This window comes from Polynucleobacter parvulilacunae (genome assembly GCF_018881715.1).
GTDB classification, from domain to species: Bacteria; Pseudomonadota; Gammaproteobacteria; order Burkholderiales; family Burkholderiaceae; genus Polynucleobacter; species Polynucleobacter parvulilacunae.
In genome coordinates, this window is the sequence record NZ_JACVPW010000001.1 from 578,295 (window position 1) to 594,421 (window position 16,127).

At 46.6% G+C, this 16,127-nt stretch carries 13 protein-coding genes; 5 read left to right on the forward strand and 8 right to left on the reverse strand.

The window, feature by feature from the left end; all coding sequences use genetic code 11:
• Positions 1 to 7 precede the first annotated feature (7 nt).
• Together hemB and yihA are read right to left on the reverse strand one after the other, a co-directional pair.
• Positions 8 to 1,036 carry a porphobilinogen synthase gene (hemB, locus tag ICN18_RS03080; RefSeq protein ID WP_216189024.1) on the reverse strand — a complete coding sequence of 343 codons (1,029 nt, stop codon included), beginning with the start codon at positions 1,034 to 1,036 and terminating at the stop codon, positions 8 to 10.
• Positions 1,020 to 1,685 carry a ribosome biogenesis GTP-binding protein YihA/YsxC gene (gene yihA, locus ICN18_RS03085; protein ID WP_216189025.1) on the reverse strand — a complete coding sequence of 222 codons (666 nt, stop codon included), beginning with the start codon at positions 1,683 to 1,685 and terminating at the stop codon, positions 1,020 to 1,022. Before yihA ends, hemB begins: the two co-directional genes overlap by 17 nt.
• A gap of 114 nt (positions 1,686 to 1,799) precedes the next feature.
• Between yihA and ICN18_RS03090 the strand changes: the two genes are divergently transcribed.
• Entirely contained in the window at positions 1,800 to 2,525 is a 726-nt protein-coding gene (locus tag ICN18_RS03090; RefSeq protein ID WP_216189026.1) for a c-type cytochrome, read from the forward strand.
• Positions 2,526 to 2,615: 90 nt separating this feature from the next.
• Here ICN18_RS03090 and lysA read toward each other — a convergent pair whose 3' ends face one another.
• On the reverse strand, positions 2,616 to 3,914 hold the full coding sequence (lysA, locus tag ICN18_RS03095; RefSeq protein WP_216189027.1) for a diaminopimelate decarboxylase: 1,299 nt from the start codon (positions 3,912 to 3,914) through the stop codon (positions 2,616 to 2,618).
• Positions 3,914 to 4,105, reverse strand: a complete 192-nt coding sequence (gene lptM / locus ICN18_RS10500; RefSeq protein WP_216189028.1) for an LPS translocon maturation chaperone LptM — start codon at positions 4,103 to 4,105, stop codon at positions 3,914 to 3,916. The genes lysA and lptM overlap by 1 nt, the downstream gene beginning before the upstream one ends.
• A gap of 2 nt (positions 4,106 to 4,107) precedes the next feature.
• Here lptM and cyaY point away from each other — a divergent pair, with 2 nt between their 5' ends.
• Entirely contained in the window at positions 4,108 to 4,530 is a 423-nt protein-coding gene (gene cyaY, locus ICN18_RS03105; protein ID WP_255532050.1) for an iron donor protein CyaY, read from the forward strand.
• On the opposite strand, the gene aroB is transcribed toward cyaY, so the two are convergent.
• The 4 genes from aroB to ICN18_RS03125 are packed head-to-tail and all read right to left on the reverse strand — an operon-like array spanning position 4,527 to position 7,973.
• A complete protein-coding gene (gene aroB, locus ICN18_RS03110; protein WP_255532096.1) occupies positions 4,527 to 5,609 on the reverse strand; it encodes a 3-dehydroquinate synthase in 1,083 nt (360 codons plus the stop codon). The two genes, cyaY and aroB, sit on opposite strands and share 4 nt — an antisense overlap.
• A gap of 16 nt (positions 5,610 to 5,625) precedes the next feature.
• On the reverse strand, positions 5,626 to 6,150 hold the full coding sequence (locus ICN18_RS03115; RefSeq protein ID WP_216189030.1) for a shikimate kinase: 525 nt from the start codon (positions 6,148 to 6,150) through the stop codon (positions 5,626 to 5,628).
• A 12-nt stretch (positions 6,151 to 6,162) separates the two neighbouring features.
• Positions 6,163 to 7,284, reverse strand: coding sequence for a secretin GspD/PilQ domain-containing protein (locus ICN18_RS03120; RefSeq protein ID WP_255532051.1), 1,122 nt, complete (start codon positions 7,282 to 7,284; stop codon positions 6,163 to 6,165).
• Positions 7,281 to 7,973 (reverse strand): PilN family protein, encoded by a 693-nt coding sequence (locus ICN18_RS03125; RefSeq protein WP_216189031.1) that lies wholly within the window; start codon positions 7,971 to 7,973, stop codon positions 7,281 to 7,283. The genes ICN18_RS03120 and ICN18_RS03125 overlap by 4 nt, the downstream gene beginning before the upstream one ends.
• Positions 7,974 to 8,125: 152 nt before the next feature.
• Here ICN18_RS03125 and ICN18_RS03130 point away from each other — a divergent pair, with 152 nt between their 5' ends.
• The 3 genes from ICN18_RS03130 (at position 8,126) to ICN18_RS03140 (ending at position 16,119) form a co-directional block, all read left to right on the forward strand.
• On the forward strand, positions 8,126 to 10,462 hold the full coding sequence (locus tag ICN18_RS03130; protein ID WP_216189032.1) for a penicillin-binding protein 1A: 2,337 nt from the start codon (positions 8,126 to 8,128) through the stop codon (positions 10,460 to 10,462).
• Positions 10,463 to 10,474: 12 nt separating this feature from the next.
• Positions 10,475 to 11,179 (forward strand): transposase, encoded by a 705-nt coding sequence (locus tag ICN18_RS03135; RefSeq protein ID WP_216189033.1) that lies wholly within the window; start codon positions 10,475 to 10,477, stop codon positions 11,177 to 11,179.
• 194 nt (positions 11,180 to 11,373) lie between these two features.
• Entirely contained in the window at positions 11,374 to 16,119 is a 4,746-nt protein-coding gene (locus ICN18_RS03140) for a glutamate synthase-related protein (RefSeq protein ID WP_216189034.1), read from the forward strand.
• Positions 16,120 to 16,127 lie beyond the last annotated feature (8 nt).

Sequence of the window (16,127 nt, forward strand, 5' to 3'; positions counted from 1 at the left end):
TTTGGGTTTATTTGCCGATTGCGTTTGCTTTGAGTAAGCGCGCAGCTTCAAGTGCGAAGTAGGTTAGAACTCCATCTGCACCAGCACGCTTAAATGCAAGCAATGATTCCATCATGACGGCATCATGATCGAGCCAACCATTTTGTGCAGCGGCTTTAAGCATAGCGTATTCACCGCTCACTTGGTATACATATGTTGGGTAATCAAACGCTTCTCTTACGCGACGCACAATATCTAAATAGGGCATGCCAGGCTTGACCATCACCATATCGGCACCTTCACTGATATCGAGTGCAACCTCCCGCAAAGCCTCGTCGCCATTGGCACAATCCATTTGGTAAGTCTTTTTATCAGCCTTACCAAGGTTTTTTGCAGAGCCGACCGCGTCTCTAAATGGACCATAAAAAGCGGAGGCGTATTTTGCTGAATAAGCCATGATGCGCGTATGAATCAATTGCTTTTGTTCAAGTGCGGCGCGAATTTTTCCGATACGACCATCCATCATGTCTGAAGGTGCAACGATATCAACACCTGCTTCTGCTTGGGCAATAGCTTGTTGTACCAAGATTGCAGTAGTTTCATCATTGAGAATGCGACCTTGTTCATCGAGCACGCCATCTTGGCCATGACTTGTGTAAGGATCAAGTGCGACATCGGTCATGATGCCTAAATTAGGGAAGCGTTTTTTAAGTTCGCGAACCGCTGAAGGGATGAGACCCTTTGGATTAAAGGCTTCTTTGCCATCGGGTGTCTTTAGCGCCGAATCAATTACCGGAAAGAGCGCTAGAACCGGAATGCCCAAATCAACGCACTCTTGCGCAACTGGAATGAGTAGATCCAAAGACATGCGATTGACACCAGGCATCGAGGCAACTGCTTCGGATTTGCCCTGGCCGTCAAGCAAAAAGACTGGGTAGATCAGGTCATTTGCAGAAACATTATTTTCTTGCATGAGGCGACGTGACCAATCATCGCGACGCATACGACGAGGACGATGTCCTGGAAAGTTAAGCAATGATTTAGCTGGTGATCTCATCTTCTTTTGTCTCTACTTCAAATAACCATTTAATAACAATATTGTCTGCTTCTTCAAGACCTATACGTTTGGTGCTTGAAAATAATTGTGCCGTAAGTTGTTTGGACTCGCCATTGCCATCGGGTAGGGCGGGGTCATATTGTTGCAGTTGTTTGCGCACCGCTTCCAGGACATGCTTGCATTCGCTATTGTTCAGTTTGTCGCATTTGCTGAGCAAAACATGAATTGGCTTACCAGTAGGCACAAACCACTGAATCATTTGCTCATCTAGCTCGGTGATACCGCGCCTGGAGTCCACGATAAGGATCATGCCTACCAGCTGCTCTCGCTCCTGTAGATAGTCGCTTAGGAGGGCATTCCAGTGGTATTTGGTCTCATGATTAACGGCAGCATAGCCATAGCCGGGCAAATCCACCAAATAGCCCAATAAGTCATCTTTTGCAAAAATCCCAAAATAGTTGATATGTTGGGTGCGCCCAGGGGTTTTACTTGCAAAAGCGAGCCTTTTTTGGTTGCAAAGGACGTTAAGGGCGCTAGATTTACCCGCATTTGAGCGCCCAGCAAAGGCCACCTCACGTAGGGGTGTGGCAGGCAGGCAATGGGTGTCATTGACTGTGGTGGCGAATCGGGCTTGAAAGAGTTTAGACATGTCCAGAAGCTATTGTAAAATCACGCAAAATCATGAAATATCTCATGGTGTTGGGTAAAAGGTTATAAATGCAGGGCCCAAACACTTTTAGGAATTTTTGCCAAGGTAAACATAATGCGTCAAACCTCCCAAATCTCCAAATTAACTAGCTTACGTGCTGGTTTTGCGGCTTTCTCTATTTTCACTCTGATCGGCATTTCTGGTGCAGCTTTTGCATCTGATGCTGCTCCTATGGCTCCAGCTGCAGAAGCTAAGGCTGCTGTTCCAGGCAAGCCAAAGGTTGATGCTGCCGCTGGTGAAACTCTGTATTCAAATGGCGATGCATCACGTGGTGTAACAGCCTGTATCACTTGCCATGGCCCTAAAGGCCAAAGTGCAGTAGGCACATGGCCTAAGTTATCCGCTCAGCATGCAGCTTACCTTGCTAAGCAATTGAAAAACTTTAAAGAAGGCACTCGCGCCAATCCTGTCATGATGGGTATGGCGGCTACTTTGACTGAACAAGATATGCAGAACATTTCCGCATTCTTGGCTAAGCAGCCAATCTCTCAAGGTGTTGCGCAAGACAAAAACACTATTGAATTAGGTCAAAGCATCTATCGCGGTGGTATTGCAGCTAAGGGCGTTCCAGCTTGCGCCGCATGTCACAGCCCAACTGGCGCTGGCATTCCTGCGCAGTACCCTTTGTTAGGTGGTCAGTGGGCTGACTATACAAACGCTCAATTGCTCGCGTTCCGTGAAGGTATCCGTAAAAATAGTAGCCAGATGACTGCGATTGCTACTAAGCTTTCTGATCAAGAAATGAAAGCAGTTTCTGATTACATCGCTGGCTTGCATTAATTAGTAAAAGAAATAAAAGAAAACCCCGCTCATGCAGCGGGGTTTTTTATTACCTAAAACTTAAAAGACTTCACTCAGTTTTTGAAAAAATTATTTTGGCAAAACAGTTTCACCTGCAAATAAGTCTGCAGTTTTTTCACGGGCGCGAATGACGTAAGCATTTTTGCCGTCAACCATAATCTCCGCGGGTTTTGGGCGTGTGTTGTAGTTAGATGCCATTACAAAACCATAAGCACCAGCAGACAGAATAGCGAGAAGATCCCCCTCTTCAACCGCAAGATCGCGATCTCGGCCTAGCCAGTCACCAGATTCACAGACGGGGCCAACGACATCGTAGGTAAGGGATTTTGCTGCCTTCTTTTGTGCTGGCACTATGCCGTGATGTGCTTCATATAAGGCTGGGCGCATCAGTTCAGTCATGGCTGCATCAACGATACAGAAGTTCTTTTCGGCGCCAGGCTTTAAATATTCAATAGTGGTTAGCAAGACGCCAGCATTACCTACAAGTGATCTGCCTGGCTCAAGAACAATATCCAAATGACCAAAGCCACGCTCAGCAACTCGATTTAAGAGGGTATTCGTAAACTCGGTAATGTCTGGAGGTGTTTCATCGCTGTAAGAGATTCCGAGTCCGCCGCCCAGATCTAGGTGATGAATCACAATGCCTTCTTTTTTCAGTTGTGCGACGAGATCCAATACTTTATCTAAGGCATCCAAATAAGGTGCAGTAGTAGTAATCTGCGAACCAATATGGCAATCAATGCCCACAACATCGATTTGAGAAAGTTGTGATGCTTCACGATAAGTTTTTAAAACCTCGTGGTATGCGATACCAAATTTATTGCCTTTTAAGCCAGTAGAAATATACGGGTGGGTTTGTGCATCTACGTCCGGGTTAACGCGCAAGGAAATTGGGGCGCGGCAGTTGAGCTTAGTTGCAACGCGATTGATCTGATGTAGCTCCGCAATGGATTCAACGTTGATGCATTTAACGCCGGCTTGCAAGGCAGTGGCGATCTCAGTAGCAGATTTACCTACGCCAGCAAACACTAAACTTTTTGGGTCAGCTCCAATTGCTAATGCACGAGCCAACTCACCACCGCTGACCAAATCAAAGCCAGCACCAAGATTTTTGAAGCAATCAATCACCGCTAAATTGCTATTGGCTTTCATTGCATAGTGCACACGTGCACGACGTTTACCTTGCGAGTCAACACAAGCTTTGTCATATGCTTGATAAGCCTCGGTGAGCGCCTTTTTGCTATAGATATACAGCGGCGTACCAAATTCTTTTGCTAAATCTGCGAGTGGAATATCTTCGGCATACCAATTGCCGTTGCGATCGGTAAATCCGGATAACTTAGGAAGGGGAATTGCTTTGCTTGTCATTACTTGGCCGATGAAGAATTGCTTGGGCTAGCAGGAGTTTGTGGTGGGTACAGCTTGCCTTTGGGTTCTGGCTCTGTAGGGGCAGGCGGAACAGGTGGCACATTTGGCAAATATAGCGGACCCCTTACCCCACACCCTGCAAGGGATATTAAAAGGCTAAGGTAGAGGGCTTTATTAAGAGTCGCTATCATGAATGTCTCTAAAACGAATGATTGAATATAGCATGCAGGACTCCAGTATGAATCCAAACAACTCAGGCGTAGAAAGCATAGATGACAAGCAGTTTTATCAACTGGGAAGTAATTTATTGCAATCTATCGAAGTGGCATTAGAGTCTGCTGATGATGAGCTTGATCTCGATTTAGACGTTGAGCGTCAAGGTGGAAATGTCATCAATATTCGTTTTAAGGATAAAAGCGTTATTGTGGTGAATACTCAGCCACCCTTACATGAGATTTGGGTTGCCGCCAAGTCTGGCGGATATCACTATCGTTGGGCTGGCACGATGGCAAAGCCACTGTGGCTGGATACCAAAACAGGAAAAGAGCTATTGAGCGATCTCACTGAGTTTGCGAGTGCTCAGGCCGGTCAAACCGTCAAGATTGGTTTGATTTAAGCGGCGCCAGTAGCGCTTAAAGTTTCGATCACTTGGGCATCGGGCACGCTTTTAATCTGAGCTTTGCCAATCTTTTCTAAAACGACGTAGCGGATTTGTCCGCCCTCAGTTTTTTTATCCACCTGCATCAGTTCCATATAGCGATCAGCTCCAAACTTCGGTGGTGTGATCGGTAAATTCATGGATTGGATGATTTTGGTAAGACGCTGAACATCGGCTTCGCTAATGTAGTTGAGGCGACGTGAAAGATCTGCCCCTAGCACCATGCCACAACCAACGGCCTCACCATGCAGCCATTCACCATAGCCCATGCCAGCCTCAATAGCGTGACCAAAGGTGTGACCAAAGTTTAGGGTTGCGCGAATGCCGCCTTCTCTTTCGTCCGCAGAAACCACAGCAGATTTAATTTCACATGAGCGTAGAACAGCGTGGCCCATAGCTTCTGTATTGCAAGCTAGTAGGGCTGTTGCATTAGCTTCGATCCAATCTAAAAATTGAGCATCAGCAATGGCGCCGTGTTTGACCACTTCTGCAAGTCCAGCAGAAAGCTCTCTTGGAGGGAGAGTCTTTAAAGTGTTGAGATCGGCAATGACGGCAGCTGGTTGATGAAAGGCGCCGATCATGTTTTTGCCGAGCGGGTGATTGATGCCGGTCTTACCACCAACCGATGAGTCGACTTGAGCAAGCAATGTAGTAGGCACCTGAATAAACCGAATGCCACGCATAAAGCTAGCCGCAGCAAATCCAGTCATATCGCCAATAACCCCACCACCCAAGGCAACAAGCATGGTTTGGCGATCAGCACCAAACTTTAAAAGATCATCAAAAATTAACTGAAGATTTTTCCAGTCCTTATAAGACTCACCATCAGGCAGAACGATTGTTCTAACGGGTTTGCCAAAGGTATTCAGTGTTTTGGTTAGGCGCTCGGCATACAGCGGGGCAACTGTAGTATTGCTAACGATGTAGATGGAGGTGGCTTTTTCACAGGCACTAAATAGGCTTGCTTGCTCAATCAAATCGGTGCCAATGTAAATTGGATAACTGCGATTACCGAGATCAACTTCAAGTATTTTCATCATATTGCCAATGTATTTAAGCAGAAAGTTCAAGCTGCATGATTAAGGTGTTGACCAATTGATTGACGCTGGGCTTTCCAGTCTCAATCACATGGTCTGCGATTTCACGATAGAGCGGATCGCGAATCGCGTACAAATTTTCTAAAATCTTTTTTGCGTCACCGTTCTTAAGAAGAGGTCTGCCCTCTCCACCTTTAGTGCGATGCCAAAGCTCAATAGGATTTGCATGCAAATAAATAACGGTGCCATGTTCAGTTAATGCCTGGCGATTTTCTGGCAACAAAATAGCGCCCCCGCCGGTCGCCAAAATAATATCTTGCTCAGCAGTGATTTCACGAATGGCTTGTGCCTCTCTTTTGCGAAAACCTTCTTCACCTTCCATCTCAAAGATGACGGGAATTTTTACGCCGCAACGCTCTTCGATTACATGGTCAGCATCTAGAAAACGACGCCCCAATTTTTTTGCTAAGACTTTTCCGACGGTCGACTTCCCGGCGCCCATTAGGCCGATTAGAAAGATATTGTTTGTCGGAGAGTTCACCCTTCGATTTTATTAGGGTTTGTCGAGAACGGTCGGGGTTAAGAAGACCAATAGCTCAGTTTTGTCCTGCAACTTCGATTTATGGCGAAAAAAATGGCCAATGAGGGGTATGTCCCCCAATAAAGGAATTTTGACTTCGTCCTCACGTTCAGTTGTTTGGAATATGCCCCCAATGATGGCTGTTCCGCCGTTTTCAACAGTCACCTCTGAACTTAGGCTTTTGGTATCAATTGCATAACCTTGCTCCGTTTTCATGCCTACAGTGTCTTTGTTGATGCCGACTAGCATTGAAATCTTTCCATCTGGATGAATTTTTGGAAGAACCTCAAGGCGCAGGTTTGCCTTCCTAAATTGCAATTTGCTGCCATTTTGATTCGAGGTCTGATATGGCAGCTCTGTTCCCTGCTCAATCGTGGCCTTGACTTGGTCGCCAGTCATGATTCGAGGATTTGAAAGAATTTTTCCCTGACCTTCGGATTCAAGTGCAGAAAGTTCTGCCTGAAGGATCCGGCTAGCATTTTTAGAGACTAGGGTTGCAGCCATGGACGCCGGATTAAACCCGCTTAATCCAGCGCCGCCCAAATCGATATTCCCGATCAGTTTTTGATCTGCATTACCGCCAATGCCATTGGCCTGATAGCCCAGCTTGACACCGAGCTCGCGGGCAAAGCGCTCATCTGCTTCGACAATGCGTGCCTCTATCAGAATTTGTCTTGGGCTATTTATGTGATCCCCGCCAAAAGGCAGGGCAGCATCCTCGCGCCTGAATTTTTGAAAGGCCAAAATCTCTGCATGCGGTCCAATCCAGTAGATTTCGCCATTGCGGACGAGTCGCAATCCACGACTTGCCAGGATGGAGTGAAGGGCGGTTTGCCATGGGGTATTTCTAAGATCAATTGAAACTCTCCCCTTAATTGACTCGCTTAATAAAAAATTGGTATTACCCAATTTCGCCATGGCTTCTAAAAGTTCGGTTATTTCAATATCAGTAAATTGCAGGCTAATAGGGTTCAGAAAATGATTTTGTGAGGTTGGATTTCCTGCTGCATTGCTGGTCGACAAAAGCATCAGCATTGCCAACCAAATCCAGAATGGTTTTAAGTATTTTTGGATGTATTTTGCGATAAGCTTCATTCGCTTTTGGATGCTTTCAGGACAAGAGATTTGCCATGGGGGTGGGTGAAGGTGGCGAGCCCCTTTTCGATATTGCTTAGGCGCCAATCTCCCAGAACCTGCGCCCCCTTTTCAAAGACAAGATGGTTTTTGCCAGAATGGAAATAGGCTTTGTGAGAGGAGCCCATTTGAGATGTTCCTAGGTAGCGCCAGCGGCGCAACTCAGATTCATGATTGGGCGCTTGCGGCTTGTTAAATGCGCGGATTTCGGGCTTTTTATCCTTTAAAGAGTGAATACTCACTTCTATTTCATCTATTGCCAAATATAGGGCATCTTGATCTTGATAAATTTCATCGCGCATAACAGCTATTTCCTTTTTCAGCTCAGAAATCTGTTTTTGAGATGTCTCGAGCGCGGTTTTAGATTCGTTGAGTAGGGTGTTATGGGCAATGAAAAAAGCAATGGCTGCGCCAATACAGACCACAATAAGGATGAGCGGTGCTACAAATCCTTGTAGGGAATTTTTGATTTGGATGTGGCTAAAGGGCTCAGCAAAGGGCTTGCCTTTGTTGGGAATTGGGGGTGTAGGCGAGGCGCCATGTTGGGGAGGTGGCTTACGAATTCCATGAGGATCGGGGATGGCGGGATCATCGCCCAGGTCGCTCAAAATTTCATCAAAGGATTGGCTGGAAATGTGGCGTGCAGGCATGCCCCCATTCTTCCGTTTTGAGAGGTGAAAATCCATCAGCCTAAATTGAAGCCTGTGTCAGAAATAGCGATCGCACTAGCCGTAAAACAAGGGTTTTTATCTTTTGGGAAAATTACTTAAAGAGACTACTAAGCACCCTATAATTTGGACATATGGCCTTACCTCCAAAAGACAAGCCGCCGCTCAATCAGCGTCCCATTCGCCCTTCCGATAGACGCCCTCGGCAGACACGGGCCCAGCCTGGCTTGCCACGCAAGAATTCAAGCAATCCATTAGTCAAAGCTTTGCTAATTATTGGCGTTGTTTTTGCATTGGTGATTACTTTGTTAATGGGCTATGCATTTTTAGTAGCAAAGCCTAACCTTCCTAAGATCTCCGCTTTAACGGATTACAACCCAAAGACTCCGTTAAGAATTTACACGGCAGATAAGGTTTTGATTGGCGAGTTTGGTGAAGAGCGCCGCAAGGTAATCCCTCTAAATGAAATTCCGCAAAGCATGCGTAATGCTGTTTTAGCAATTGAGGATGACCGCTTCTACTCTCACGGTGGCGTTGACTACGTCGGCATATTGCGTGCAGCGGTAACCAATTTACGCGGCCACTTGTCACAGGGCGCCTCTACTATCACGATGCAGGTGGCGCGCAACTTCTTCCTTAGCAATGAGAAAACCTTTAGTAGAAAAATTTATGAAGTACTGCTTGCATGGGAAATTGAATCTCAATTAACTAAAGATAAGATTCTGGAAATCTACATGAACCAGATTTTCTTGGGACAGCGGGCTTATGGCTTTTCAAGCGCGGCCCAGATTTACTTTGGCATTGAATTAAAGGATATCAGCATTGCCCAGTCTGCAATGCTGGCCGGTCTACCAAAGGCACCGTCAGCCTATAACCCAGTTAGTAATTTCCGTCGCGCCAAGATTCGCCAAGAGTATATTCTTCAACGAATGCGCGATCTGGGCTACATCACGCCAGAGGAGTACCAAAAGGCGATGATTGAAGAATTGCATATTCGCGGCTTAGGCAATGAGTTTGCTGTTCGAGCCGACTTCCCGGCCGAGATGGTTCGTCAATTGCTCTTTACTCAATATGGCGAGGCTATTTATTCTCAGGGTATCGATGTTTACACCACCATCTTGAAGGCTGATCAAGACGCTGCATATAAAGCAGTCCGCCGTGGAATTTTTGAATACGACTTACGTCATGCTTATCGTGGCCCAGAAGGCTTTATTGACCTTCCAGAAGACTCTGTGAAGCGCCAGCGCGCGATTGACGAGGCCTTACTTGCTTACCCACAGTTAGATGATCTGCAGTCCGGTGTTGTTCTTGATGTAAAGCCAAAAGAAATGCAGGTCATGATTTCCACTGGTGACACTATCACTATTAAAGGTGATGGTATGAAGTTGGCGGCCGCATCTATTACTGATAGCACTCAACCTAAGAAGCGCTTGCGTCCTGGCGCAGTTGTGCGTTTGTTATCAGACGGAGGTGTTTGGAAGCTTGCTCAGTTGCCACAAGTTGAGGCTGCCTTTGTGTCCATGAACGCAGAGACGGGTGCAATCCTATCTCTAGTAGGCGGCTTTGATTTCCGTCGCAATCAATTCAACCACGTCACACAAGCTTTGCGTCAACCAGGCTCCTCGTTTAAGCCATTCATTTATGCGGCAGCTATTGAAAAAGGCTTTACACCGAGCACGATGGTGAACGATGCTCCTTTATCCATTGGTAGCATGGAAACAGGAAGCCAAGCTTGGGAGCCAAAAAACTACGATGGTAAATATGACGGCATGATGCGTTTGCGTAATGCATTAGCAAAATCTAAGAACTTAGTTTCTGTTCGGATCATTCGCGCCATCGGCCCTTCATATGCACAAGAATATATTCAGCGTTTTGGCTTTGAGCCTGAGAAACATCCTCCTTACTTAACAATGGCACTGGGTGCAGGCTCTGTAACCCCACTACAGATGGCTTCTGCATATAGCGTATTTGCAAATGGCGGCTATCGTGTAGATCCATTCTTAATTGACAAGATGGTTGACTCTAAAGGTACCGTGATGTTTGAGGCGAAGCCAACTCGTGTAGGCGAGGATGCGCCTCGCGTATTGGATGCTCGCACTGCATTTGTAATGGACAGTATGTTGCAAGAAGTTACCAAGACCGGTACCGCAGCCTCAGCGCGAGCTAAGTTGGGGCGCAGTGACATTGCGGGTAAAACGGGTACCACTAACGATTCTCACGATGCTTGGTTTGCGGGCTACAACCCCAAAGTAGTTGCGATTGCGTGGATTGGTTTTGATAAACCTGCCAGCTTGGGTGATCGCGAGACTGGCGGCGGACTTGCTTTACCCATGTGGATTTCTTATATGTCGACTGCATTAAAAGATAGTCCACAGATCTCGCGTGAAGTACCAAGCGGCGTAACCCAAGTCGATGGCGACTGGTTTATTCCAGACTTCTCAAATAATGGCGGTGTGCGCGAACTGCAATAGTTCGTTTTTAGCATGGCACGGCAAGCGCGCACAGTAATACCTGGTCAAGCAATGCATGTGATGGTTCGTGGCAATAATCGCGAAACCATTTTTTTTACCGATGAAGATCGCCGTACTTATTTAGAGTGGTTGCGTGAGGCAGCAAGGCAGTTTGGTTGTGCGGTTCACGCATTTGCGCTCATGCCCAATCATGTGCATTTATTGCTAACCCCCCAAAATGAAGATTCGCTTGCTAAAACTATGCAGTCTCTTGGACGTCGTTATGCGCAATATTTCAATCAGCAGCAACGTCGTTCTGGAACCATTTGGGAAGGCAGATACCGCTCGTCACTCATTGATCCTGATTATTTTCTGCGTTGCCAACGTTATATAGAACTCAATCCAGTCAGGGCTGGATATGAATCTAACCCCCAAAGCTCGACTTGGACTAGTTTTGCAACACATATTGGCGGCAATGCTGAGCCTTGGTTGGTAGACCACCAGCACTTTTGGAAGTTAGGTAATACCCCTTTTGAAAGGCAGATGAGCTGGTCTAACTTTGTAAAAGAGGGCGCCCCTCACTGGGAGGATCGCCAAATTACAGAATCCCTCATACGATCCAAGCCCTGGGTCAGCGATATTTATGCCAAAAAGCTCTTTAAGGATGCTCCTGAGTTAGCGCTTATTCGTCACCGCGGCCGCCCTAGAAAAATAAATACAGTAAATTCAAGAACTTAGATAGATTTAAGCTCCCCTGAAGTTTAAAAGGGGTATTGAATCTAGCGACTCTGTCCCCATATATAGAATTCATATTGGTGCGACATCTAAATAAATGGGACAGACTCATTTTATTTCTATTGCATCGGTGTGGGTATTCACCTATATTGGATCCTCCAAAAGTAATCAGGCCTTTGTCGCCCCTCGGAAATACTATGACTACACAATTAAATTCAAATCTTCGCCCAATCGCTCAAGGTTTATATGACCCTAGTAATGAGCATGACGCTTGCGGCGTTGGATTCGTTGCACATATCAAGGGTAAGAAATCCCACGAGATCGTTTCTCAGGGTTTACAGATTCTGGAGAACCTAGATCACCGGGGAGCAGTTGGTGCTGATCCGTTAATGGGTGATGGCGCTGGTATTTTGATTCAGATTCCAGATACTTTGTATCGCGAAGAAATGGCTAAGCAAGGCGTAACTTTGCCACCATTAGGTGAGTATGGCGTTGGTATGATTTTCTTACCAAAAGAACATGCTTCCCGATTGGCATGCGAACAAGAATTAGAGCGCACTGTACGTTTAGAAGGGCAAGTTGTTTTAGGTTGGAGAGATGTTCCGGTAGATGTGAAATTACCGATGTCGCCAACTGTGCAACTGACTGAGCCATTCATACGTCAAATTTTTATTGGTCGTGGTCGCGACATCATGACAACCGATGCACTTGAGCGTAAGTTGTATGTCATTCGCAAGACAGCTAGTCATGCAATTCAAGATTTGCATCTTAAGCATGGTAAAGAATATTTCGTTACTTCGATGTCTGCTAGAACCATTGTTTATAAGGGTTTGCTGTTGGCTAACCAAGTGGGCGCGTACTATCAAGACTTGCAAGACAAGCGTACTGTTTCTGCATTGGCTTTAGTGCATCAGCGCTTCTCCACCAATACTTTCCCGGCATGGGAATTAGCACATCCGTATCGCATGATTGCGCACAACGGTGAAATCAATACCGTTAAAGGAAACGTCAATTGGGTTAATGCACGCGAGGGCGCGATTAGCTCCCCGGTACTTGGCGATGACTTACAAAAACTCTGGCCACTAATTTATCCAGGTCAATCAGACACAGCTTGCTTTGATAACTGTCTAGAGTTGTTGGTAATGTCAGGTTATCCATTGGCTCAAGCCATGATGATGATGATTCCTGAGGCATGGGAACAGCATGCATTGATGGATGACAATCGCCGCGCTTTCTATGAATACCATGCTGCAATGATGGAGCCATGGGATGGTCCTGCAGCAATGGCGTTTACCGATGGTCGTCAAATAGGCGCAACTTTAGATCGCAATGGTTTGCGTCCAGCACGTTATTACGTAACTGACGATGATTTAGTCATCATGGGTTCTGAGGCTGGTGTATTACCGATTCCTGAGAGCAAGATCGTTCAAAAATGGCGTTTGCAGCCAGGCAAGATGTTCATGATCGATATGGAACAAGGCCGCATTATTGATGACGTTGAGCTCAAGAATGCTGTTTCTAAGGCTAAGCCATATAAGAGCTGGATTGATGCGGTTCGCGTCAAGTTGGATGAAGTTGATGCCAGCAAGGCAGACTTGGTCGATGAGAAAACCACTATTCGTCCGGCAGCTAAATTATTAGATCGCCAGCAGGCTTTTGGTTATACCCAGGAAGACATTAAGTTCTTGATGGCTCCAATGGCCATGAATGGTGAAGAGGCAATTGGTTCGATGGGTAACGATAGCCCGTTGGCAGTTCTCTCTAATAAGAACAAGCCACTCTATAACTACTTCAAGCAATTATTTGCACAGGTTACCAATCCTCCGATCGATCCGATTCGCGAGAATATGGTGATGTCATTGGTGTCATTCATCGGACCAAAACCGAATTTGTTAGACACTAACAACATCAACCCGCCAATGCGCTTAGAAGTCAGTCAGCCGATTTTAGATTTTGATGACATTACTAAGATTCGTCATATTGGCCACTACACCAACGGCAAGTTCCGCTCTTATGAGTTGGACATCTGCTACCCAGCTTCATGGGGCAAGGCTGGCATTGAAGCGCGCTTAGCATCTTTGTGTGCTGAAGCTGCCGATGCGGTACGTTCTGGTTACAACATTTTGATCGTGAGCGATCGTCAAGTAGACGAGAAGCACGTTGCAATTCCTGCATTGTTGGCAACTTCTGCAATTCATCAGCATTTGGTGCAAAAAGGTTTGCGTACTAGCGTTGGTCTGGTAGTTGAGACTGGCAGCGCACGCGAGACTCATCACTTTGCTCTTCTTGCTGGTTATGGTGCTGAAGCAGTTCATCCATACCTGGCCATGGAAACCTTGGCTGAAATGGCTAAAGGTTTGTCAGGTGACTTATCTGCTGAAAAAGCAGTGAAGAACTTTGTCAAAGCGGTTGGTAAGGGCTTGCAAAAAGTGATGTCCAAAATGGGTATCTCTACTTACATGTCCTATACCGGCTCACAGATTTTTGAGGCGATTGGTTTAAATCACGACATCATTGATCAATACTTCAAAGGCACTCCATCAAACGTTGGTGGTATCGGCGTATTTGAGGTGGCTGAAGAAGCGCTGCGCATGCATACTGCCGCGTTTAGTAATGACCCAGTTCTAACTAATATGCTCGATGCTGGTGGTGAATATGCTTTCCGTATTCGTGGCGAGAACCATATGTGGACTCCTGACACGATTGCGAAGTTGCAGCACTCCACACGTATTGGTGCTGAGAAGGGCTATCAGACTTACAAAGAGTACGCCAACATCATTAACGACCAAACTAAGCGTCAAATGACTTTGCGCGGTTTGTTTGAATTCAAGATCGACCCAGTAAAAGCGATTCCATTGGACGAAGTGGAATCTGCAAAAGAAATCGTTAAACGTTTTGCAACAGGCGCGATGTCTTTGGGATCAATCTCAACTGAAGCGCACGCTACATTAGCAATTGCAATGAATCGTATCGGCGGCAAGTCCAATACTGGTGAAGGCGGCGAAGATCCAAACCGTTATGTGAATGAACTCAAGGGCATTCCAATCAAGAAGGGCGAGACTTTAGCCAGTGTTCTGGGTAGCGATGTGGTTGAGGCCAATATTCCATTGTTGGATGGCGACTCATTACGCTCCAAGATTAAGCAGGTTGCCTCTGGTCGCTTTGGTGTGACTACTGAGTATTTGCGTTCTGCTGATCAGATTCAGATCAAGATGGCGCAAGGCGCTAAGCCTGGTGAAGGCGGTCAATTGCCTGGTGGCAAGGTTTCTGACTACATTGGTAAGTTGCGTTTCTCAGTGCCAGGCGTAGGATTGATTTCTCCTCCTCCGCACCATGATATTTACTCGATTGAAGATATCGCTCAGTTGATTCATGACTTGAAGAACGTCAATCCAAAGGCTGACGTTTCTGTGAAGTTGGTATCCGAAGTGGGTGTTGGTACTGTTGCTGCTGGCGTTGCGAAAGCAAAAGCAGACCACGTTGTGATCGCTGGTCACGATGGTGGTACTGGTGCATCCCCATTGTCTTCAATCAAGCACGCCGGCTCCCCATGGGAACTTGGCTTGGCTGAAACACAGCAAACATTGGTTCTCAATGGTTTACGTAGTCGTATTCGTGTTCAGGCTGACGGTCAAATGAAGACTGGTCGCGACGTAGTAATCGGCGCTTTGTTGGGCGCTGATGAGTTTGGTTTTGCGACCGCTCCATTGGTGGTTGAGGGTTGCATCATGATGCGTAAGTGTCACTTGAATACTTGCCCAGTAGGCGTTGCTACACAAGATCCAGAATTGCGTAAGAAATTCTCTGGCAAGCCAGAGCACGTTGTGAACTTCTTCTTCTTTATTGCTGAAGAAGCACGCGAGATCATGGCACAACTCGGTATTCGTAAGTTTGATGACTTAATTGGTCGTGTAGATTTGTTGGATACCCGCAAAGGTATTGAGAACTGGAAAGTGCATGGCTTGGATTTCAGTAAGATTTTTGCTGAACCACAAGTAGCAAGCGAAGTTCCACGTTATCAAGTGCTGACACAAGACCATGGTTTAGCTAGTGCGCTCGACAATATCTTGATCGAGAAGAGTGAGCCTGCATTAGAGCGTGGCGAGAAGGTTTCCTTCATTGTTCCAGTGAAGAACGTAAACCGCACCGTCGGCGCAATGCTTTCAGGTGAAGTTGCTCAGCGTTATGGTCATGCAGGATTGCCAGATGACACTATCCACATTCAGTTGAATGGCACTGCCGGCCAAAGCTTTGCAGCCTTCTTGGCACGTGGCATTACTTTGGATTTAGTTGGCGATGGCAATGACTACGTTGGTAAAGGCTTATCCGGTGGACGCGTGATCGTTCGCGCTCCTCATGAGTTCCGTGGCGATACCGCTAAGAACATCATTGTTGGCAACACCGTTCTTTACGGTGCGATTGCTGGCGAAGCATTCTTCAATGGCGTAGCTGGCGAGCGTTTTGCAGTGCGTAACTCTGGTGCCACTACTGTTGTTGAAGGCACTGGCGACCATGGTTGCGAGTACATGACCGGTGGCACCGTGGTGGTCTTGGGTGCCACAGGCCGTAACTTTGCTGCAGGTATGAGTGGTGGTATTGCTTACGTTTACGACGAAGATGGCTTGTTTGATAAGCGCTGCAACACCAGCATGGCGACTTTGGAAAAAGTATTGCCTTCTGCTGAGCAGATTGCCAAGATGCCGAAGTCTGAGTGGCATGCCCCTGTTGATGTGAAAGATGGCGGCGAGCGTTTGACTGACGAGCAAATACTCAAGGGCTTGGTTGAGCGTCATTTCCGTCACACTGGCTCTGAGCGCGCTAAAGCAATCTTGGCTGATTGGGACAATGCCCGCGCACGTTTTGTGAAAGTTCTCCCAACTGAGTACAAACGTGCTCTTGGAGAGCTGTGGGAAAAAGCGCAGAAAAAAACAGTTGCAGCTTAAATCACTTA